The following is a 20880-nucleotide window of genomic DNA, read 5'->3' on the forward strand; positions in this document are numbered from 1 at the left end:
AAAGACGGACGGGAATGATAGTCTAGGCGAACGACCGGAAAAGGAGATTTGAGGAATGGCGCGCAAAACGATCGAACAACGCTTGGCCGAACTGGATGCGCAGCGCGCCACGCTCAAGGCCCGTCTGTCAAAGCAGGAACGCGCCAACGACACGCGCCGCAAGGTGCTGCTCGGCGCGCTCGTCCTGCATCGCCTCGAAAACGGCAAGGATGAGGAATTTTCCCGGCGCTTGGGCGAATGGCTCAAGCGTGAGCTGCCCGACTTCCTGACGCGCTCCGGTGACAAGGAACTGTTTGCCGACCTGATCGGCAACGCGCCGGCCGGGGAGACGACAGGCAGCGCCGGGGGGACGGCCGCATGAGTCAGGCGAGACTTGCATGGGGTGCGTTCAAGAACATGATGCGGCAAGCCGCGCGTGATCCGCTATGGGCGTTCGTCGCTCTGCTCGCCGCACCTTTCCGCATCTGGAAACCGCTTCTCGGGCTTCTGTTCCTCCTTGTTATCGTCCTGTTCGTCGTCGGCTTCGGCGGCCGCTTCGCTCTCGAACAAATCGGCCTTCGCGTCGGCTCGGTTCCGGTTCTCCTGCTCGATCTCGTCACGCTGCTGGTGCTGCTGGCGCTCGCCTTCCGCTTCCTCACCAATCCGCTGATTATCCATTTCGGGGATATGGACGGAGAAACCCACGGCTCGGCCCGGTTCGCCACCGACAAGGAAACCGCCGCCCTCGCCCGCGCCGATTCCGGCCTGCTGATCGGCCGCGACAGCAAGACCGGGAAGCTCCTGCGCTATGACGGCCCGGCCCATCTGCTGACGATGGCACCGACGCGCACCGGCAAGGGGGTGGGAACCATCATCCCGAATCTGCTCACCGCCGACCGCTCCGTGATCTGCATCGACCCCAAGGGCGAAAATGCCAAGATCGCCGGCCGCGCTCGCCAGCAATTCGGCCCGGTCCATGTCCTCGACCCCTTCGGCGTCACCGGCCAGCCCTCGGCCGCCTTCAATCCCCTCGACCAGCTCGACCCTGCCGGCCTCGATGTCGCGGAAGATGCAAGCACCTTGGCCGACGCCCTCGTGTTCGATGAACCGGGCATGGCCGGCGAGGCGCATTGGAACGAGGAAGCCAAGGCGCTCATTGCCGGCCTGATCCTCCATATTGCCGCCAGCGAGCCGCGCGACAGGCGGAACCTCGCCACCCTGCGCGAATATCTCACCCTCGCCCCTGAAGCCTTCGCGGCGCTCCTGAAGGACATGCAGGCGTCAACGGCCGCCTCCGGCCTGATCGCCCGCGCCGCAAACCGCCACCTCGGCAAATCCGACCGTGAGGCGGCCGGCGTCCTCTCCGCCGCGCAGCGCCATACCCATTTCCTCGACAGCCCGCGCATGGTCGCCGTCCTCGGCCGATCCGATTTCGGCTTTGCCGATCTCAAGCGCCGCAACGTCTCGGTGTTCCTCGTCCTGCCGCCCGATCGCCTCGCCACCTATTCCCGATGGCTGCGCCTGCTCGTCGCCCAAAGCCTCACCGACATGGCCCGCGATCCCGCCAAGCCGGCCGTGCCGGTCCTCTATCTGCTGGATGAGTTCGCCGCCCTCGGCCATCTGGCCCCCGTCGAGCGCGCAATGGGCCTCATGGCCGGCTACGGCGTCCAGCTCTGGCCAATCCTGCAAGACGTTCACCAGCTCCGCGCCACCTACGGGCAACGCGCCGGCACCTTCCTGTCAAACGCCGGCGTCCTACAGGTGTTCGGCGTCAACGATCACGATAGCGCCCGGCTTGTCTCCGATCTGCTCGGGCAGGAAACCGTTGTGTTCCAGACCATGAGCCGCGCGCTCGATTCCGACAAATCCGGCATTTCCTACGGCGAGCAACACACGGCCCGCTCGCTGCTGACCCCGGATGAGGTTCGCAACCTGCCGCAGCATGTCGAATTGCTATTCCTCGCCGGGCAACGGCCGATCGTTGCCGGCAAGCTCTCCTATTACGCCGATCCCGAGTTCCGGGGGCTGTATGATGCGCCCTGACCGCCTCGGCCCGCTCGATCGCTCAACCGCCCTTCGGGCGAAGCGGACCCGGCGCTAAAGCGCCGGGACATTGTTACGAACGGCCCTCCGGCTCTCTACGGCGCTATTGGGGAGCGCGTTCGCCTCCGGGCCGGCGCGGCTTCCGCCGCGATCCACCCGCCAACCTGGTGCAAGCTCTATTCAAGGAAACGCCACGGCCGCGACGGTAGCCCCCCGGCCGGCCCGCTCTCATCATCTAGGGCCGTAGGGACGGCCGGGGGGCGGGCCACACGCGCAAGCATTAGCGTATTTAGCTATTTACGTATCAACGTGCATAAGGCTCGATCGGCGGCAATCCGTGCTGCGCCAGAACCGCCGAAAGCCCGGCCTCGGCCATCGCCTGAATTGTCGTTCCCTCTGCATCTGCGAGCTGGCGAAGGCGCTGCCAGTCCGATCGCCGGACCTTGACCGTAAGCGCGACAGTCTCGCCCCCTCCCCTCTTTCGCCTCGGCGTCTGGATTTCCACGGCCGGGCGGTCGTCCTCGATCGCTGCAAGGCTGGTGGCTTCCGCGCCGGCCTTCGGGCGGGTGAAGGCCGCGAGGCCGGTTGCTTTCTTTGCCATAGGTTTCGCTCCTTCAATACGCGCTTACGTATTTAGCTATTTACGTTCTAACGTGCCTTTGATCCACGCCCACAATGCCCGGATTTCCTCGGCTGCCCTGCCCTCGGCCTCGAACTCCGTCACAGCGCTGCCGGTCGTGACCGCGCGGGCGAACGCGCGCCGGTCGGTAATTTCGCCGGGGACGATCGGCAGGCCGTAGGCTTCCAGCGCCGCGCGCGTCTCCCCGATCTCGGGCGCGCGGAACGGGCAAGCGGACAGGACGAACGCACCGCGCACCTTCGCGGCCGTCACGATCTCGACGGCGGCCGGGACCGCAGCGAGGTCAAACGCGGAAGGTCGGACCGGAATCAAGACCAGCTCCGACCTTCGGGCTATCTGGCCGGCCGCCGGGGCGGCATGGGGCGGGGCGTCCACTACGGCCAAGGTCATACCCTCGCCCTCAGCCGCCCTAAGCGCGGCGTCCAGCTCCCCCGCCTGCGCCGTGGCGACAATCGGCGTTCCGGCTTCCCGCGCGCTCGCCCATGCGGTCGCGCTTTCCTGTGGGTCCGCGTCGATGACGCAAACCCGTTCGCCGGTCGCCTCGGCCGCCACGGCGGTATGAACCGAAAGCGTGGTTTTTCCGCTCCCGCCCTTCTGGCTCAAAAACGCAATGACGTTCATGCGTGAATCCCTCTTTGCGTGAATACGTATTCAAGCATATAGCTAAGGACGTTACTACGTCTTTAAGCTAGTGCGGCCATTCCTCGGCCGGCCAGTCGCGCGACGTGTGGATGACGCGCACGATCACGACGCTTTCCCGGCCCTCCACGTCCCGCAGCTCATAGGCGATGATGTAGGGATGCCGGGCGAGGGACTTTTCATAGGTTCCGCTCACCCGCCCCGGCCGGCCGGTCGCAAATTCGCCGAGCTTGTTCCCCGCGTCCTCGATCGCGTCCACGACTCGTTCGGCGGCGAATGGGTTGTCCTCTGCGATATAGCGCAGGATTTCAAGGTTATCCCGCTGCGCCTCAATCGACCAGACAACCGGCCTCATCCGCGCGCGGCTTTCCGGCGCTTCGCTTCCTCGATAACCTCACGCATTTCCGCGACGGCCTGCGCATGGGGGATCACTCGGCCGGCCGCCGCATCGGCCATGCCGCGCTTGATACCGTCGATAATTTCAAGCTCACGATCGACATAGGCGGCGACGGCCTCGCCGGCGAGGAAGGATTTGCTTCGCTGCGTGTCGTTCGCGATCCGGTCGAGCTTTTCTTTCACATCGGGCCTAACCCGAATCGTCATGGTGGTGCTGGCGGTCATGGAATCGCCTCCGTGTGTTGAATTGTGTACACCCTAGCACGTTTTCCCTGCCGCCGCCATCGCCTTCTATCAAGATAATACGTTTACACGTCAATACGTATTAACGTAAATAATTAAGCGCCGACCTTGCCCCTCGCGCCCTCTCGAAAGCGCATAGGACGTTGGCCGCAGGCGCGAACGGTGCGGATTAGGTGGTGAGGGTGCCGCTTCCCGGCCCGCCTATACGCGGGCCGGAACCGCCGCAGGGCTGCGAAAGCAGCCCGAACAGCGGCGACCGCTTATGTTTTCCCTCTTAGATAAAGATTAGATGGGGATTCAGTCTGGTTATCGGACTCACGTTTCATGAAGTTTTTCGCCATGCGCACAAGGGCCTGTCCTAGCGGGCTGTCGCCGGCGTCGAGCTGCGTTCGCTCATCGAGGGGCAGGGTGGTCTTGTAGGCGTCGATTGCCTCGCTCCATGCCCGCTGATCCTGTCCATGATCCGCAGGCGGGGGAGGGGCCTTGCCGAACCGTCCAAGGAACTGCCGGGCCTTCTCCGGCAGAGACAGGCGATAGGCGTTGCTCGCCTGCTGGACCTGTGGGCCGCGCCCCTCGTTGCCGGTCGGCTCGTAGCGCCGCAGCCAGTCGATGAAACCATGCGCCCGCAGGTTCTTCAGCGCCCGCACGATCGTATCGCGCGACCGGCCCAAGCGGTCCATGATCGTGGTGATTGACGGCTCTAGCCGGCCGGTGCGGAAGTCGATGAGATTGACGAACAGCCGCAGCACGTCCAGCGCCACCGATCCGAGCGGCCCGCTGCGCTCGCCCTTCTCGTGCAAACCGGCCTCGTTGTAGATTTCGGCCGCCTTCAAGATCGCCTGCACGTCCTTGCGCGTCGTCGGCCGCCATATGCGGCCCTCCGATCGCCCCCGGATATGACTATGCCGGCGAACTGGCGTCGGGCAGCGCGGGGCAGGGGGCGGAAAGATCAGCCCTAGCGCGGTCTGTCTCGATCCTCGCAGGGCGGCCCGGCGCTCATGGGCGAGCGTCGTAAGCTCGCCGGCCTCGTCGTCGGTGAGCTGGCCCGCGCCGTATCGGCTCCAAACCTCCCGCATGATCTCATCAAGCGCGTTCCCGCGCGCGCAGCCGATCGCGGCCGCGTAGTGCGTCCTCAACATATGCCCTCGTCCTTCCATTTGAAGGACATGACGGCGCGGACGGCAGGCACGGCGCTCCCGTTTCCGCAAGAATCAATCTTGCGAATTGGAGTGCTCTAGCGTAGATAGGGGGAGACTTATCGGCCCCGGCTCTACGGTGTGTCTGACGGCCTACAAAAACGCTCGACCGTTGGCGCGGTCGGGCGTTTTGCCGTTATGTCCCTTGCTTCGCTTCGATATAGAACCTCAACGCTTCTTCGATGATCGGCGCGCGAGCTGACGCGCCCCGCTGCTCCTTGATCCTGTCGATTGCCTCGACAAGCTCGCCCGGAACATAGGTATTCAACGCCACGCGGCCGGCCGCGATCTGCCGCGCCCTGTGGGCGGCAACGCCCCTGCGAATCTCTTCCGCGCGTTCCTTCATGTTTACAACTAAGAGCAAGCCGCCCGATTCTGCAATCCCTTGCGGAAGGAACCGGGAAAGGCACTACTTCTAGGGTTGGCAGCTAAACGTAGTAACGTCAATGCGTATTCACGTTATTGCGTTCTATAGCCCGGTAGAGCGTGGCGCGATGCACCCCCAAAAGCCGGGCGACTTCCGCCACCGGCTTCTTGTCCTCATGGATGAGCTGGCGGGCGTACGCGATCTGCTCGGCCGACAAGGTAGGGGCGGGACCAAACCGCACACCTCGCGCCTTCGCCGCGATCCGGCCGGCGCTCGTGCGGTCCACGATCAAGCTGCGCTCGAAATCCGCGATGCCGGCGAACACGGTCAACACCATGCGCCCGGCCGGCGTCGTGGTGTCGGCCCACGGCTCGGCCAGCGAGCGCAGGCCCGCGCCGGCCTCTTTGATCCGCTCCGCGATCGCCAGAAGGTCGGCCGTCGATCGCGCGAGGCGGTCTAGCCGGGTGATCGTCACCACGTCGCCGGCGCGCAAGTGGTCGAGCATCCGCACCAGCTCGGGCCGGTCGCGCTTCGTCCCGGAAGCCCTTTCCTCGAAGATGCGGACGCAGCCGGCCGCGCCAAGAGCGGCCCGCTGCTGCTCCAAGTCCTGCCCGCGTGTCGAGACGCGGGCATAGCCGATGAACACCCGACCGGCGTCGGAATCTGGTTGGCGGTTCACGGCTCCCCCCTGTCGCAAATCATGTCGCAAGTGGCGTAGCACCTGCGACAAAGACATGCGACACGAAAACCCCTGATTTTCCGGGGGCGGCCGATCTGTCGCGGGTTTTAGGATTTGCGCGACATGTTCTCATGCTGGATCAAGAAATGCCCGCTGGCTCAATTCTTGCTTGATCTCGTATTGTTTTGCCGCAATATAGCCATGATCAACCGGACCCGCATCGCGGGTGGCTTCTCCGGGCGCCTATCCCCCGGCAACCAGCTAGCTCCCTGCACCATCTGACCAGATTGGTGCGCTGTGAGCATTCCGATTGGACCCCTTCATGACTGCGATCGACTAATCACGCGCGCTCGTCGGCGTTCGCCGCTTCGCGCACTTTTTCGCTACGCCCGCCGCGCGTTCATCCGCGCGGGCACACCATAGCAAATTCCAGAAAAATGCCGCTTCGACCGTCCTCCCAGGCGTCGCCGGCACGGAGAACATGCACTTGAACCGTGATTTCATTGACTCACTCAAAACCGACTGGTTCGGCAACATCAAAGGAGATGTACTTGCGGGCCTGGTCGTCGCGCTCGCCCTGATCCCCGAAGCGATCGCCTTTTCCATCATCGCCGGCGTCGATCCGAAAGTCGGCCTCTATGCGTCCTTCTCGATCGCCGTCCTGATCGCCTTCGTTGGTGGGCGGCCCGGTATGATCTCGGCCGCAACTGCTGCCACGGCTGTTCTCATGGTCACGCTCGTCCGCGAGCATGGCTTGCAATATCTGCTCGCCGCGACCGTGCTTGCCGGCATCCTGCAAATCGTCGCCGGCGTCTTCAAGCTCGGCTATCTGATGCGCTTCGTCTCGCGCTCGGTGATGACCGGCTTCGTCAATGCGCTCGCCATCCTGATTTTCATGGCGCAGTTGCCCGAACTGACCAATGTGCCGCTGCTCACCTATATCCTCGTCGCGGCCGGCCTCGGCATCATCTACCTCTTTCCCTACATCACCAGAGCCGTGCCGTCGCCGCTCGTCTGCATTGTGGTGCTGACGGCATTGTCGATCTATTTCGGCTTCGATGTCCGCACCGTTGGGGACATGGGCGAACTACCTTCCACCTTGCCGGTCTTCCTGATCCCGCAGATTCCGTTCAACCTCGAAACGCTGCTGATCATTCTGCCGTACTCGGTGGCCGTCGCTGCCGTTGGCCTGCTGGAATCGCTGATGACAGCTCAAATTGTCGACGATCTGACCGACACGCCGAGCGACAAGAACCGGGAGTGCATCGGCCAGGGCATCGCCAACACGGCAACCGGCTTCATTGGCGGCATGGCCGGCTGCGCCATGATCGGCCAGTCGATCATCAACGTGAAATCAGGCGGGCGCGGGCGTCTCTCGACCTTCTGCGCCGGCGTCTTCCTGTTGTTCATGATCCTCGTGCTTGGCGATCTGGTCAGCCAGATTCCCATGGCTGCTCTCGTTGCCATCATGATCATGGTGTCGATCGGCACTTTCTCATGGTCCTCGATCAAGAACCTTGCCGTTCATCCGCGCTCGTCCTCGCTCGTCATGGTCGCAACCGTTGTCGGCGTGGTCTACACCCACAATCTCGCCATGGGCGTGCTGATCGGCGTGCTTCTGTCGGCCGTCTTCTTCTCATGGAAGATTTCGCAGATTTTCCGTGTCACCTCGGCTCTCTCTCCCGATGGCTCGCATCGCACCTACACGGTTCAAGGCCAGATTTTCTTCGTATCGGCCGATGACTTCAACAAGGCGTTCGACTTCAAGGAAGCACTCGACAAGGTAACGATCGACGTTAGCCATGCCCATATCTGGGATATTTCCAGTGTCGCCGCTCTCGACATGATCGTCCTGAAATTCCGTCGCGAAGGGGCGGATGTGGAAATCATCGGCATGAATGAGGCGAGCGAAACCATCGTGGACAGGCTCGCAATCCATGACAAGCCCGGCGCGCTCGAACGCCTGATGGGCCACTAAGGGAGAACCGCACCATGAAGATACTTGGACTTATCGACGGCTCGACCTATGCCGAAAGCGTATGCGATCACATTGCCTGGATCGCCGGCAAGATCGACGCCAGCGTGGAAATCCTGCATGTCATCGGCCGCCGCGATCTCTCGACCGAGCCGGTCAATCTGAGCGGCAATATCGGCCTGGGCGCGCGCACGGCGCTTCTTGAGGAACTGGCGGACCTTGACGCCAAAAAGGCGAAGGTGGCGCAAAAGCGCGGCCGGCTCCTGCTCGAAGATGCCAAGGCGCGACTGCACGCGGCCGGTATCCAGAACGTCGAAACCAAGCTGCGCAACGGCGATCTGGTCGAAACCGTGCTCGAATTTGAAGCCGACACGGATATCATCGTCATCGGCAAGCGGGGCGAGGGAGCCGACTTCGCCAAGGGACATCTCGGCTCCAATCTGGAACGGGTTGTCCGCTCCACCCATAAGGCAATCGTCATCGCCTCACGCGCCTATAAACCGGTCAACAAGCTGCTGATCGCCTATGACGGTGGCGCGATGGCGATAAAGACGGTCGATCAGGTTTCCCGCAGCCCGATCCTCGCCGGCCTTAGTTGCAAGCTGGTGATGGCGGGCGACGACAATGCGGAAAACCGCAAGAAGCTCGATGACGCGGCGGTGATCCTGAAAGCCGCCGGCTATGCGCCGGAAACCGCGCTCGTCCAGGGGCAAGCCGACAAGGTGATAACCGGGATCATCGAACAGGAGAGTTTCGACCTTCTGGCGATGGGGGCCTACAGCCATTCGCGGCTGCGCAGCCTGTTCATCGGCTCAACGACAACGGAGATGATTCGATCCTGCAAGGTGCCGGTCGTCATCTTCCGCTGAGAACAGGCAGGGCGGGCTTCGCCCCGCCCTCGTTCCGGGAAGGACGTTCATGAAAACCATAGAGGACGCCGAAGTCGTTCAGACATTCGAGCAACGCATACGCCAAGAGCTGGCCGAAACGGCCCGGCTGATCGAAGAGAGCAAGGAATATCGCGCGCCCGTCGAGCTGGATCAGCAGAGCGTCGGGCGGCTGTCCCGCATGGACGCGATGCAGCAGCAGGCCATGGCCCAAAACCTCACGCGCCGCCGTCAGGAGCGCAAGGTCGCGCTTGAGCGCGCCCTGTCGAGAATTCGGGATGGCGAGTTCGGCTATTGCGCCGAATGCGGCGAGCCGATCGCCGTTCGCCGGCTTGAGATTGATCCGACATTCATGACCTGCGTGCGCTGTACGCCCTGAACGGGGCTCTGTGGTCATTTCTACATTAATACACGCTAAGATCATTTTGCAGGTGACGGGAAACACATGATTTCCGCTCACCGTGATCGCGGGGCAAACTGGCCACTGTCGATTTCAGAAGACGGCTTCAGTGAGGAAGTTGCTTTTTCAGAAGGTTAGCGGCGCGCCCGTCGCCAAATTTTTCAGAAGTCGCTTTCAGTGAACGGGATTTTTACCAATAGTGGTGTTCAGTGGTCGGCATGTCGACCAGAAGTCCTGTTCAGCAGCCAGCACCTGAACCTTCTCTGATCCCTGAGCATGGCGTTCTGGGATTATCCGATGCTGCATGGGCAGAGGCCAAACGGCGCGCCAGTGTCATCGGGCCATTGGCGGAGCAGCCTAAAGCACCGGCTTATCTCGCCAGGCAGGCTGGCGCGGATCTCGGGCTGACTGAGCGGACGGTGTACTCCCTCATTCGCCGATACCGACAGTCCGGAGGGCTTCTCAGCGCGCTGGCCCCAAAGCCGCCCTCCGGCGGCAAGGGCAAGGGACGACTGCCGCATATTGCGGAGACGATCATTGCCGAGGCGATCAGGGACGAATTCCTGACGCGGCAGAAGAAGCGCGCCGAAGCCGTCGTCCGAACTGTGCGGGAGAGATGCGCAAAAGCAGGCGTCGTAGCACCGTCGGCGAATACAATCCGGTCGAGAATTCGGGCAATCAGAACTGATGAAGCCGCCCGACGCAGACAGGGCGGCGTCAAGAGCAAGGCTGCCCGGCGCCTGAAGGCAGCGGCAGGGCAGACGCCGGAAAGCCCGGGGCCGATGGCGATATTGCAGATCGACCACACGCCGGTCGACATCATTCTTGTTGACGAAACCTACCGCAAGCCGCTCGGCCGTCCTTATCTCACCGTCGCGATCGATGTTTACAGCCGCTGTGTGGCAGGATTTTTGCTGTCGCTCGATCCGCCGTCAGCCACCAGCGTCGGCCTTTGCATCGCGCATGCGGCAATTCCCAAGGATTCCTATCTGCAGAGCCTTGGAATCGAAGGGCATGCCTGGCCTGTTTCGGGCGCTCCCGGTGGGCTCTATGTCGACAATGCCGCGGAATTCCACTCGGAAGCCCTTACGCGCGGTTGCGAACAGCATGGGATCGCCCTGAACTATCGCCCGGTGGCGACACCTCATTACGGAGGAATTGTCGAGCGCCTGATCGGCACTTTGATGGAGATGATCCATGAGGTTGCCGGGACGACGTTCTCTAACCCGGCCGAGCGCGGCGAGTATGACAGCGACGGCCAGGCTTGCATGACGCTGGCCGAGCTCGAGCAATGGATGACTTTGGCGATCGTCGGTCGCTATCACGGCGATGTACACGGCGGCCTCTTCGAGCCTCCAATCGTACGATGGCGGCACGGCGTATCGACAACAGGAGCGCCCCGCGCCATCACTCAGATCCAGGCATTCCTGGTCGACTTCCTGCCCGTTCTGCGTCGCCGCGTCACCCGTGAAGGTTTCCGGATCGATCATATCAGCTACTTCTGCAATGCCCTGCATCCATGGATCGCTGAACGGGATCGTCTTGGACCCCTGATGATCCGGCGTGACCCACGCGATTTATCGCGAATCTTCGCGCTCGACCCTGTTGGCGAGTTCTACGTCGAGGTGCCATGCGCCCGGCTCGGCCGTCCGAGCATCACTTTGTTCGAGCACCGGCAAGCCATCGCCTGGTTGAAAGCCGATGGAAGATCCCAGGTCGATGAAGATTCCATTTTTCGCGCGGTTGCGGCGCAACGCGAGCTGGCCCGGATAGCCGCTGCAAGAACACGGTCGGCTCGTCGTAAGCTCGCCCGGATTGCCGCGACCGGTCGCTCCTTGATTGAACACGAGCAAAAAGAGCGGGAGGACAGCGCCGATCCGCCAATCGTCGTGTCCGCGCTATATCCGGCGACACGATGGTGACAGGAACAGAAGACATTTTGCCCGGCCGACTGGTCGATACAATAGCGGATGATGACGCCACACGGCTCGAACTTCTGGCCGGCGCTCAATGGTGGATCGGTTATGACCGGGCGCAGGAGGCACTGCGAAGGTTCGAATATCTTCTGCGTTACGGGCCTGGCCAATTGCGTCCACCAAACGCATTGCTGCTCAGCCCCACCAACAACGGCAAGAGCATGGTGGTCGAAAAATTCCGGCGCGATCACACGCCGTCTCCGGGACAAGATACCGACGCGGAGACCCTGCCGGTTGTGGTCGTGCAGATGCCGACCAACCCCACCATCAGCCGGTTCTATGCTGCCCTTCTTGCCGAAGTCGGCGCGCCCGGACCACGTAGTGGTGGCGGTGTTCGCGGCCACGATCTGGAGCAGATGGCGCTGCGGGTTCTCCGTGCGGTGAACACCCGTGTGCTGGTGATCGACGAGCTTCACAACATGCTGGCGGGGTCAGCATCGGCGCGGCGGGAGTTTCTCAATCTGTTGCGCTATCTCGGCAATGTCCTTCGAATTCCCCTGGTCGGCGTGGGCACGCAAGAAGCTTATCTCGCTATTCGCACCGATCCTCAGCTGGAAAACCGGTTCGAGCCGATCATCCTTCCTCTATGGGAACCGGGATCCGAAACCGCGAAATTGCTCATGAGCTTTGCGGCGTCCCTGCCGTTGAAGCGATCCTCGCCTGACCTGTTGCGCCCCGATGTGATCAAGCAGCTTTTGACGAGGACCGGCGGCACGATCGGCGAGATGCTGACGCTTCTGCGGGCAGCGGCGATCGCAGCGATCGAAACCGGCGAAGATTCGATAAACGAGCACACGCTCGGCATTGCAGAATACAAAGGCCCGGTGGAACGCCGGATCAGCATTGAGCGGCAGCTCGTTCCCGGGTGATGAAACGACTGCCGGTCCATCCGCGCCCCCTGCCACATGAAGCGCTTTCGTCATGGATCGATCGAATGGCCGATGCCTACGGCCTTCCGTCCTCGACCTTTATGGAGCGGGCCTTCGGCTACAGCCGCCTGTCTGACCGGGAGATCGACCTTTCCCCTCCGGCCGATCTGCTGATGACAATCGCCGAGCGGACGGGAATAGCGACGAGCAAAGTTCGCTCGATGACGTTGGCGGGCTATGTGCCGCTTCTGCTCGATAGCCTGACGCCAGGACAGGGCTTGTTCAAAACCTATGTCAGCCAGTTTCCTGCCTTCGCGCGTGTTCAGGACCGATTCCGCCGCCCCGTGTTCCTGCTCGATGAGGATCGATGGCTGCCCTGGATATCGCGAGAGATCCGCGAACAACCGCCCATCTGCCGGCAGTGCGTCGCGCAAGACATCGCTCCATATCGGCGGATATTCTGGCGGGCTGGTTGGATGACATGCTGCCCCGTCCATCATGAAATGCTGGAAACCGGGTTCTTCTTGCCGAGCGTCAGGCGCGATGATCTTTATGCCTACACGCCGCGCCGCGCGGCGGCGGCGGATATCGTGGCGCTTGACGGATTGACGCTTGAGGCCGTGACCGAAGTCAGTCTGTTGCTGCCGCATGGCCGAGAGATCAGCGCGGCTGTGTGGATAAGAGCGCTTCGCACCCTCATCGATGATCTGATCCGTCCCCAATACACCCTGGTTGGCGTGAAACACATCATGAGCGCTGCGTGGCGGCTTGCCGGAATGTCTCTGCACGAAGGGCTCGGCATGGGCCGCATTTTTGAGGACATGTCAGTGCAGCAACGCGAAACCGTTTTTGCCGTTGCGGCGGCGACCGTCAAACGACTGCTGCAGGGTGATCTCGATACCCGGCACTCCAACGTCAGGCATTGGTCTGTGTCGACCGTCTTTGACCCGCCGCCTGCGCTGCCCGACCGGGACTTGCCTTCCCTGCCACCCCGGGCCGAGGTGCAGACTGACGCGGCCACCGACTGGGAAAGACTGTGGGCAGCGGCCGTCGACGAAGCGAAACGCAGCCCACTTCAAGCCTACAAGCTTCGGCAGATGATGATCTGGAGATTGCCGGCCTCGCAGATCGATGGGGTCGATTTTTATCTGCGCGATCTTGGCATCCCGGTGATCACCGCACAGCCCGCGCCGTGAATGTAATAAAAACAAATCAGATCACCTTTACAGTGCATAGACAAAAATACGGGTTATGTGACAGAATGAGCCCGAGCCTGGAGTGGCGAACCGAATTGTAATAAATACGAGTGTTTATGTGACAACCCTTCTCGGCTATGCCCGCGTCTCCAAAACCGACGGCAGTCAGGTCCACCACCTTCAGCGCGATGCGCTCACCAAAGCCGGCGTGCATGTCGATAATATCTATGAAGACGCCGCGTCTGGGCGGAAGGACGACCGCCCCGGCCTCGCGGCCTGCCTCAAGGCGCTGCGCGCCGGGGATACCCTTGTCGTGTGGAAGCTCGATCGTCTGGGCCGCGATCTCCGCCACCTCGTCAACCTCGTGGACGATCTGACAAAGCGGAACATCGGCCTCAAGGTACTGGCTGGTGAAGGTGCGTCGATCGACACCACGACCGCCAACGGTCGACTGGTATTTGCGATCTTCGCCGGCCTGGCGGAATTTGAGCGGGCGCTGATTGTCGAGAGAACGAAGGCCGGTCTGGAATCGGCCCGGGCTCGCGGCCGCAATGGAGGCCGGCCATTCAAGATGACGCCAGCCAAGCTACGTCTCGCGCAAGCCTCCATGGGAAAGCCGGAAACGAAGGTCGGTGACCTGTGCACCGAACTCGGGATTACACGACAGACCCTCTACCGGTTCGTCGGGCCGAAGGGCGAGCTGCGTTCAGACGGTGAAAAGCTCCTCAAAAAGAAGAAGCGCACCTCTACTGAAATCCTCTTTTGATCTCCACTGATTGTCTTCTGAAATCGAGAGCCACGCAATAGGGCCATTTTTTGCGCGACAAACCCTGTCGGAATGTTAGGCTGTGCGGCAACACCTGATTTGAGGTTTGTCGCACATGTTGATCGGTTACATGCGGGTATCGAGTAGTGACGAGCGCCAGTCGGTTGCCTTGCAGCGCGATGCCCTGCTCGCGGCCGGGGTCGATGAGCGCCATCTCCATCAGGATCGCGCTTCCGGAGCGCGTGATGACCGGCCGGGTCTGAAGGCATGCCTCGGCGAATTGCGCGAAGGCGATGTCCTGGTCGTCTGGAAGATAGATCGGTTAGGCCGGTCACTCTCCCACTTGATCCGCATCGTCGAGGATTTGAAGGAACGTGGTGTCGCCTTCCGATCTCTCACGGAGGCGATCGACACCACGAATTCGCACGGCGCGTTTCTGTTCAACCTGTTCGGCTCGCTTGCAGAATACGAGAGAGTGCTGATCACCGAGCGGGTCAATGCCGGCCTGGCGGCGGCTCGCCGACGTGGCCGTAAGGGCGGGAGACCTCCAACGATCGATGCGGAAAAGGTCGAGCAGGTTCTAGCTGCTTTGGAAGCTGGCGCCAGCAAGGCGTCCGTGTGCCGGACGTTCAAGGTGGCGCGCTCGACCTTGATCGACACGTTGAAGCGGACTGGATGGACAGGCCCCGGCAAGACCGGCACGCCCGAAACCGTAGTTTGACGAGTGACCGTGGCTGATGGCGTTTCTCGATGAGCAATCGCGTGCCGTTTTATTCGAACCACCCGAAGCTTATGAAGATGCGCAAGCGCGCTATGCACTGACTTCCGAGGATATTGTCTTCGTCAAGGAGCATCGCCGGTCGCATAATCGGCTTGGCTTTGCGATCCAACTCGCACTGGTGCGTGATCTGGGCCGTCTGCTGCGAATAGGCGAAGTTCCACCTCAGGCGGTTGTCTCTGTTGTCGCCGACCAGCTGGGCATCGACCCTGCAGTGTTCGAGTTCTACGCCCAGCGCGACGAAACGCGCCGGGAACACGCGCGCGAGATCGTCTCTGCACTGGAGCTTCAGCCTGTCCGGACGAGTGACTATCGCGAGTTGATAACGGCGGCGGCACGCGAGGCGGCGGCCACTGAACAAGGTGCGCCGATCGCCAAGGCCGTGATCGAAGCCTTGAAGGAACGAAAGTTGCTCGTTCCTATGCCGGAGCTGCTGATCCGTCTGGCACTGGCCGGCCGGGCGGCGGCGCGTCGACAAGCCTATCGCGAATTGATCCGGGATCTGGAGCAGCCTTCGATCGAGGCGCTTGATCAGCTCCTCGCTGAGCGGGCCGGCGATCGGAGCCACCTTGGCTGGATTGCGGAAGCACCTGAAGGGGCGAAGCTGAAGAACCTCAAAGGCTTGATCGCCCGCCTCGAGGTATTGCGCTCAGCCGCCATTCCCGACGACCGTCGCAAGACGATCCATGCCAATCGCTACGGCATCATCGCCAGGGATGCACGCATTCTGCATGCCCGGGAGATACGACGCCTGACATCCGAACGTCGCTACGCCACGCTGGCCGCCTTCGTCATCGAGAGACAGGCGTCGATCACCGACCTGACGATCGACATGTTCTGCAAAATGATTGGGAGCAACCGCCGCAAGGCCGAGATCAGCCGCACGGAACGCCGGCTAAAAGAGGCCGAGGTTCTTGATGGGGTGGCGCTTGAGCATCTCAAGCTCGGCGAGGCGCTTCTGGCCGCTCGTGCGAGCAAAACCGATCTTGCATCGGCGATCGCAGCCTCCCTCGGCTGGGACGGATTGGTCGCCAGCATGGCGGCAGCCAGATCTGTCGTCCACCCTGATCGCAGTAACGAATTCGACGAGCTCATCAAGCGGCACAAATCGTTGCGCAAGCTGGGCAGACTGATGTTCCGCACGTTCTCGTTCCGGTCGTTTCGTGCTGATGATCCGATCCTTGTAGCAGTGGACCATCTGCGCGCGCTCTATGGCGGCCGGAAATTGCCGGCGCAGGTGCCGCTCGCCTTTCTGACCCGCAAATGGCGACGCTGCGTGCGCCCGAACAGTGCCGATATCGACCTGCGCGCCTGGGAAGTGGCGGTCCTCGTTCACCTGCGAGAGCGTCTGAGGGCCGGTGACATCTGGGTCGAAGGCAGCCGGGCATGGCGCAGTTTCGAGGATTATCTTCTGCCTCGGCCGATCTTCGAGCTGATGCGCGCCGAGGGGCGGCTCGGGCTCGCACTCCCCGACAGCTTTGCCGAATGGCGAGCAGAACGGACCGCCACGCTCGATGCGAAGCTGAAAGAGCTGGCAAAGGCGGCGGCTGCCAATGCTATTCCGGATGCAGCGATTTCCGACAAGGGCCTGTCGATCTCGCCGATCCGCGAGGAGGAGCGCGACAGCATCGTCGCGCTCAGCCGCCGACTATATGTTCTGGTGCCACGGATCAGGATCACCAGCCTGCTTGCCGAGGTGCAAAGCTGGACCAAATTCCTCGACAGCTTCACGCATTATCGTACCGGTGAGACGGCAAACGACGAGGCAGCGCTGATGGCAGCGATCCTTGCCGACGCCACCAATGCCGGAGCCGAACGTATGGCGGAAAGCTCACGCGGCGTCACGATCCACCAGATGATGCTGATGGTGGACAGGCATATGCGATCGGAAACCTACGCCACGGCGACCGCCGTGCTGGTCGATGCGCAGCAGGCCCATCCCTTTGCCGCGATCTGGGGTGACGGCCATATCTCCTCCTCGGACGGACAGTTCTTTCCGGCTGGCGGGCGTGGCGAAGCCAGCCTCGACTACAATGCAAAATACGGCAAGCGACCGGGGGCGTCGATCTATGGCTTCCTGTCCAACCGTTTTGCTTCCTTCTTCTCCCGCATGATCCAGGCATCCGAGGGCGAAGCCCCCTACGTTCTCGACGGCCTCCTTCACAACGAAAGCTCCGTCGAAATCTATGAGCACGCAACCGATACCGCTGGCGCCACCGAAACGACGTTCTCCATGTTCCACGCCTTTGGCTACAGGCTCATTCCCCGTATCCGCAATCTCGGCAATCGCAGGCTCTTTGTCATTGATCGCGATCCGGCTTACGAACCGCTCGACGCGCTGATCGCTGGAACCGTCAACATGGATGTCGTCGAGCACCACTGGGATGAGGTCTTGCGGCTGAAGGCTTCGATCGCTGCAGGTTTGGTGCCGCCTTCCGTCATCCTCAAGAAGCTGGCAGCGTCGCCGCGACAAAACCGGCTGAACCAGGCCCTGCGCGAAATGGGCCGGATAGAACGCTCGATCTTCATCTGCGACTGGCTGCTCGATACGAAACTGCGCCGCAGATCGCATGCGATCCTCAACAAGGGTGAAAGCCGTCATGCTCTCGCACGCGCCATCTTCCTCCACCAGCTCGGCGAATTGCGCAACCGCGTCGCCGAAACCATGGCTTACCGCGCGTCCGGTCTTAACCTCGTCGTCAACGCCATCATCCTGTGGAACACTGTCTATCTCAGCCGTGCTGTCGATTATATCAGCAGTCAGGGTATTATCATTCCGGACGAGCTGCTCTCCCAGGTCGCACCACTACCATGGGCGCATATCGCGCTCACCGGCGACTACCTCTGGAACGAAATTGACCGACCCCTCGAACGCTTCAGGCCAATCCGGGCTAACCGCTTCAATCCAAAAAACTTCAAATTCCCTTAGCGTGTATTAATGTAGAAATGCCCACGGAGCCCCGAATCTGGTTCAGATTGCCGTCGATGCCCTTCTGCTGGCCCAGCCCGGCGACCATGTGATGGTGCTCGCTGGCGACGCCAAGCTCGAACCGCTGTTTGTGGCCTTGCGGGACGACGATATAGAGGTGACGCTGATATCGACGCTCGATGCACCCAGCACGATCGCCCCGGCCCCGATCCTCATTGAGGCAGCCGACAGATTCATCGATCTGGCGACGATCATCGAGCAACTGGCCGTGGCGAAGCCCGCTCACCAGTAAGCGGAAGATTTTGCTGCATAGTCCATTCGCACTGGCGCAGCGATAGTCTTCGCGCTACAAGAAGCGTGCTCGATCGAGCCGAAATCTCCCTTCCGAGAATATCCTTTAACGTCCAGGCGTCCGCCTCGGGCGCAAATCGTGTTGAAAAAGTCAGATGCTCAAAGCCTATATCGAATTCACCAAGACAAACTGGCAACCGCTTTTGTTCGGTGCGCTTCTCATGGCGCTTTCCAGCTTTGGCCAGACCTATTTCGTCGCCGTTTCAGGTTCCTATTTTCGGGAATCCTTCAATCTAAAGCGTTTTGCATTTAATCTGAGGCATATCCGGCAGCTTTGAGGAAGTTCCAGCATTCGTCTGGATGGAACATGTCACAGATGTCACCAAGGGCTTCGAACAAGGCATCAAAGGTTCTGGCGCCGATGCGCCGCAAGTGGGCTTTGAGTTTGGAGAAAGCCATCTCGATAGGATTGAGATCGGGGCTGTAGGCGGGCAAAAACAGGAACCAGCAGCCTCGCTTGCGCATGGCTTCGGCGGCGCGCGGGCTTTTGTGTGTAGACAGGTTGTCGAGGATCACGACGGTTCCGGGATCGAGGGCCGGGGCAAGCTGCGTCTCGATGTACGTGTCGAAGGCCGCCCTGTTCATTGCGCCTTTGATCACCCAAGGTGCGATCAGGGCGTCTTGCGTCAGCCCGGCGATGAAGGTCTGTGTCCCCCACTTGCCGAAAGGTGCCGTGCCATAGAGCCGTTCCCCGACTGGGGCGCGCCCGCGCAGCCGCGTGAGATTGGTCTTGACCGCCGTTTCGTCGATGAAGACCAACCTGTGCGGCTCCTGTCGCATGCGGGGCTGACGATGCGTGATCCAGTCTCGGCGGGCCTGGCGCAGCGCGGGCCGATCACGTTCCGCCGCGATCAGTCCTTTTTTTATATGATAGCCCCGCCCGTTCGAGAGCGCGGTGTAGCGAAGAGAGTTGAGCATCTACGCCATATGTTTCCGACAGGGCAGCGGCGAGTTCCTTGAGCGTGATGTCCGGTTCGGCCCGCACGATCTCCAGCAGAAAATCCCGATGCGGTGCCAGCTTGCCGAACTGACCAGCCGGGCGACCTTGTGGTTTGGGGCGTGCAGCACCGTGGTCTCGATGCTCCGCCGCAAACCGAACCGCCGTCGCGGCGCTCACCCCGAAAAGCCGCCCTGCTGAACGGGCCGAGTTTCCCATAGCAACGTAAGCGCAGATCCGTTCCCGAAGGTCCAAAGAATAGGGGTTGCCCATGATCCACCTCCCAGAAGAAGTGAATCAGAAAATCGGCACCATGTGAATCTCCGTCCGATTCAGATCAAACGCAAAACGCTTTAATCCCTCATTCCATGCCTAATCACAGCGACCGGCACGGACGTGACGGACCTATATGTTGCTGGTGCACACGCCACCCTGAGCTTGGCGCGTGAGAACGGTTGTCGGTTTGCGCTGTTGATCGACGGTATCTGGATTGCTTGCGAAGCTGTCCCAATCTGCTTGTCGTAATCAAAGCCAAGGAGCGCCATCCGATGCCGTCTCATCTAAGCGTAGAGCGGTCAGCGTTTGGAGGAAGAGTATGCGTCCGTGTCGCACTCCGCCCATGACGACCGCCGATTCCAGAAGCATAGCATTCCGAAACGCCGGACAGAGCATGTACTTATGGGATGCGTCATCCTTTTGTGGCGCCGAAGCGGGTCGCTTGTGGTGGGCGACAACCATCTTGACCGGCACCGTCAGGCAAGTTGGCCGCCGCCGCCAGCCGTAGGGAGGGCGTAGCCCGACCGAAGGCTGGCGGCGGCGGCGCGGTTCTCTTCACGGGGATTGCGGGGGGTGCTGGCCGCTGCGGGCCGGTAGGGTCGAAGTCTCTGCTACCAAACGGAGATTGGACCTTGCCGGGCAAACCCGTCACCGACCAGCAAGTGGGAGTCTACATGACCGACCGCCTTCAATACAGCCAGCGTATCGCTGCCGCCCGCGCAGGGTTCAGCGAACGCACTGCCCGCCGCCTCGAGGCGGATCCCTGCCTTCCTTCGCAGCGCCAACCCGCCCGCGGGCGTACCGTACCTGATCCGCTCGAGGCGGTTTGGGACACTTTACTGCTGCCGATCCTCGAGCGCGATCCGGCCGTTCAAGCCGTGACACTCCTGCGCCACCTACAGATGGCCGATCCAGACGCTTTCCCTGATGACCGGGTCCGCCGCACCCTCGAGCGCCGCGTTCGCGACTGGCGTGCCCTGCACGGCCCCGAGCGCGATGTTATTTTTCGCCAAGCGCCCGAGCCGGGCCGGATGGCACTGTCGGACTTCACGGATGCGGGCAGGCTTGGCGTCACCATCGGTGGCGTGCCGCTGGAGCACCGGCTCTTCCACTTCGTCTTGGCCTACAGCGGCTGGGAACACGTTGCCGTGGTTTTGGGTGGCGAGAGCTTCACGGCGCTGGCCGAGAACCTCCAAAACGCGCTCTGGACCCTCGGCGGCGTGCCTCAGGAGCACAGGACTGACAGCCTTTCGGCCGCTTACCGCAACCTCGATGCCAATGCCGCGGCGGACGTGACCCGGCGCTATGACGCCTTCTGCGCCCATTACGGCATGCTGGCCAGTCGCAACAATCCCGGA

At 61.7% G+C, this 20880-nt stretch carries 22 protein-coding genes and 1 other annotated feature; of the genes, 14 read left to right on the forward strand and 8 right to left on the reverse strand.

The features are described 5' to 3' along the window. The first annotated feature begins 55 nt into the window (after nucleotides 1-55). Together ABDF71_RS25625 and ABDF71_RS25630 are read left to right on the forward strand one after the other, a co-directional pair. Nucleotides 56-361, forward strand: a complete 306-nt coding sequence (locus ABDF71_RS25625; RefSeq protein ID WP_112593085.1) for a mobilization protein — start codon at nucleotides 56-58, stop codon at nucleotides 359-361. Further along, nucleotides 358-2022 carry a type IV secretory system conjugative DNA transfer family protein gene (locus ABDF71_RS25630; RefSeq protein ID WP_500061987.1) on the forward strand — a complete coding sequence of 555 codons (1665 nt, stop codon included), beginning with the start codon at nucleotides 358-360 and terminating at the stop codon, nucleotides 2020-2022. Before ABDF71_RS25625 ends, ABDF71_RS25630 begins: the two co-directional genes overlap by 4 nt. 304 nt (nucleotides 2023-2326) lie before the next feature. Here the strand turns inward: ABDF71_RS25630 and ABDF71_RS25635 are convergent, their stop codons facing one another. The 7 genes from ABDF71_RS25635 to ABDF71_RS25665 all read right to left on the reverse strand — a co-directional run bounded on the left by ABDF71_RS25635 (nucleotide 2327) and on the right by ABDF71_RS25665 (nucleotide 6182). Beyond that, the gene (locus ABDF71_RS25635) at nucleotides 2327-2623 is read right to left on the reverse strand and encodes a hypothetical protein (RefSeq protein ID WP_112593088.1); all 297 of its coding nucleotides are present in this window, start codon (nucleotides 2621-2623) and stop codon (nucleotides 2327-2329) included. A 36-nt stretch (nucleotides 2624-2659) separates the two neighbouring features. After that, nucleotides 2660-3283, reverse strand: a complete 624-nt coding sequence (gene parA / locus ABDF71_RS25640) for a ParA family partition ATPase (RefSeq protein ID WP_112650368.1) — start codon at nucleotides 3281-3283, stop codon at nucleotides 2660-2662. Between the two features lie 67 nt (nucleotides 3284-3350). Then, the gene (locus ABDF71_RS25645) at nucleotides 3351-3656 is read right to left on the reverse strand and encodes a type II toxin-antitoxin system RelE/ParE family toxin (protein WP_112593071.1); all 306 of its coding nucleotides are present in this window, start codon (nucleotides 3654-3656) and stop codon (nucleotides 3351-3353) included. Then, nucleotides 3653-3922, reverse strand: coding sequence for a CopG family ribbon-helix-helix protein (locus ABDF71_RS25650; protein ID WP_006473479.1), 270 nt, complete (start codon nucleotides 3920-3922; stop codon nucleotides 3653-3655). Before ABDF71_RS25650 ends, ABDF71_RS25645 begins: the two co-directional genes overlap by 4 nt. A 278-nt stretch (nucleotides 3923-4200) precedes the next feature. Beyond that, nucleotides 4201-5079: a helix-turn-helix domain-containing protein gene (locus tag ABDF71_RS25655; RefSeq protein ID WP_112593073.1), complete on the reverse strand. Its 879-nt coding sequence runs from the start codon at nucleotides 5077-5079 to the stop codon at nucleotides 4201-4203. 193 nt (nucleotides 5080-5272) lie between these two features. Continuing rightward, nucleotides 5273-5482, reverse strand: coding sequence for a ribbon-helix-helix protein, CopG family (locus tag ABDF71_RS25660; RefSeq protein ID WP_017502925.1), 210 nt, complete (start codon nucleotides 5480-5482; stop codon nucleotides 5273-5275). A 97-nt stretch (nucleotides 5483-5579) separates the two neighbouring features. Continuing rightward, complete coding sequence (locus tag ABDF71_RS25665; protein WP_500061988.1) at nucleotides 5580-6182, reverse strand: recombinase family protein; 603 nt, start codon at nucleotides 6180-6182, stop codon at nucleotides 5580-5582. A 208-nt stretch (nucleotides 6183-6390) separates the two neighbouring features. Next, nucleotides 6391-6442 (forward strand) — a sequence feature (sul1 is cis-regulatory element that is thought to sense ions involved in sulfur or methionine metabolism; They are found in Alphaproteobacteria). A gap of 221 nt (nucleotides 6443-6663) precedes the next feature. On the opposite strand from ABDF71_RS25665, the gene ABDF71_RS25670 reads away from it, so the two are divergent. The 11 genes from ABDF71_RS25670 to ABDF71_RS25720 all read left to right on the forward strand — a co-directional run bounded on the left by ABDF71_RS25670 (nucleotide 6664) and on the right by ABDF71_RS25720 (nucleotide 18587). Then, nucleotides 6664-8160: a SulP family inorganic anion transporter gene (locus ABDF71_RS25670; protein ID WP_183754871.1), complete on the forward strand. Its 1497-nt coding sequence runs from the start codon at nucleotides 6664-6666 to the stop codon at nucleotides 8158-8160. A 14-nt stretch (nucleotides 8161-8174) separates the two neighbouring features. After that, entirely contained in the window at nucleotides 8175-9026 is an 852-nt protein-coding gene (locus ABDF71_RS25675) for a universal stress protein (protein ID WP_183754869.1), read from the forward strand. 49 nt (nucleotides 9027-9075) lie between these two features. Further along, nucleotides 9076-9423 (forward strand): TraR/DksA family transcriptional regulator, encoded by a 348-nt coding sequence (locus ABDF71_RS25680; protein ID WP_183754867.1) that lies wholly within the window; start codon nucleotides 9076-9078, stop codon nucleotides 9421-9423. A 239-nt stretch (nucleotides 9424-9662) separates the two neighbouring features. Continuing rightward, entirely contained in the window at nucleotides 9663-11366 is a 1704-nt protein-coding gene (locus tag ABDF71_RS25685) for a transposase (RefSeq protein ID WP_500061876.1), read from the forward strand. Further along, the gene (locus tag ABDF71_RS25690) at nucleotides 11360-12289 is read left to right on the forward strand and encodes a TniB family NTP-binding protein (RefSeq protein ID WP_500061877.1); all 930 of its coding nucleotides are present in this window, start codon (nucleotides 11360-11362) and stop codon (nucleotides 12287-12289) included. The genes ABDF71_RS25685 and ABDF71_RS25690 overlap by 7 nt, the downstream gene beginning before the upstream one ends. Further along, on the forward strand, nucleotides 12289-13485 hold the full coding sequence (locus tag ABDF71_RS25695) for a TniQ family protein (RefSeq protein WP_500061979.1): 1197 nt from the start codon (nucleotides 12289-12291) through the stop codon (nucleotides 13483-13485). Before ABDF71_RS25690 ends, ABDF71_RS25695 begins: the two co-directional genes overlap by 1 nt. A 118-nt stretch (nucleotides 13486-13603) precedes the next feature. Then, a complete protein-coding gene (locus ABDF71_RS25700; protein WP_500061878.1) occupies nucleotides 13604-14251 on the forward strand; it encodes a recombinase family protein in 648 nt (215 codons plus the stop codon). A gap of 115 nt (nucleotides 14252-14366) precedes the next feature. After that, nucleotides 14367-14972, forward strand: coding sequence for a recombinase family protein (locus ABDF71_RS25705; RefSeq protein ID WP_003501158.1), 606 nt, complete (start codon nucleotides 14367-14369; stop codon nucleotides 14970-14972). Nucleotides 14973-14988: 16 nt separating this feature from the next. Then, on the forward strand, nucleotides 14989-17958 hold the full coding sequence (locus ABDF71_RS25710; protein WP_500061879.1) for a Tn3 family transposase: 2970 nt from the start codon (nucleotides 14989-14991) through the stop codon (nucleotides 17956-17958). 46 nt (nucleotides 17959-18004) lie between these two features. After that, nucleotides 18005-18250: an NYN domain-containing protein gene (locus ABDF71_RS25715; protein WP_500061991.1), complete on the forward strand. Its 246-nt coding sequence runs from the start codon at nucleotides 18005-18007 to the stop codon at nucleotides 18248-18250. Nucleotides 18251-18404: 154 nt separating this feature from the next. Then, nucleotides 18405-18587 (forward strand): hypothetical protein, encoded by a 183-nt coding sequence (locus ABDF71_RS25720; protein ID WP_500061989.1) that lies wholly within the window; start codon nucleotides 18405-18407, stop codon nucleotides 18585-18587. On the opposite strand, the gene ABDF71_RS25725 is transcribed toward ABDF71_RS25720, so the two are convergent. Further along, nucleotides 18559-19519, reverse strand: a protein-coding gene (locus tag ABDF71_RS25725; protein WP_197056037.1) for an IS630 family transposase whose coding sequence is annotated in 2 segments (ribosomal slippage) — nucleotides 18559-19173 and nucleotides 19175-19519 — 960 coding nt in all. Because the reading frame shifts where the segments join, the coding sequence is not laid out codon by codon here. The two genes, ABDF71_RS25720 and ABDF71_RS25725, sit on opposite strands and share 29 nt — an antisense overlap. Nucleotides 19520-20196: 677 nt before the next feature. On the opposite strand from ABDF71_RS25725, the gene istA reads away from it, so the two are divergent. After that, nucleotides 20197-20880 (forward strand): IS21 family transposase (gene istA / locus ABDF71_RS25730; protein WP_500061990.1); only part of this gene is annotated, 684 nt, incomplete at its 3' end.

Source organism: Ochrobactrum sp. WV_118_8, from assembly GCF_039631535.1.
GTDB classification, from domain to species: domain Bacteria; phylum Pseudomonadota; class Alphaproteobacteria; order Rhizobiales; family Rhizobiaceae; genus Brucella; species Brucella anthropi.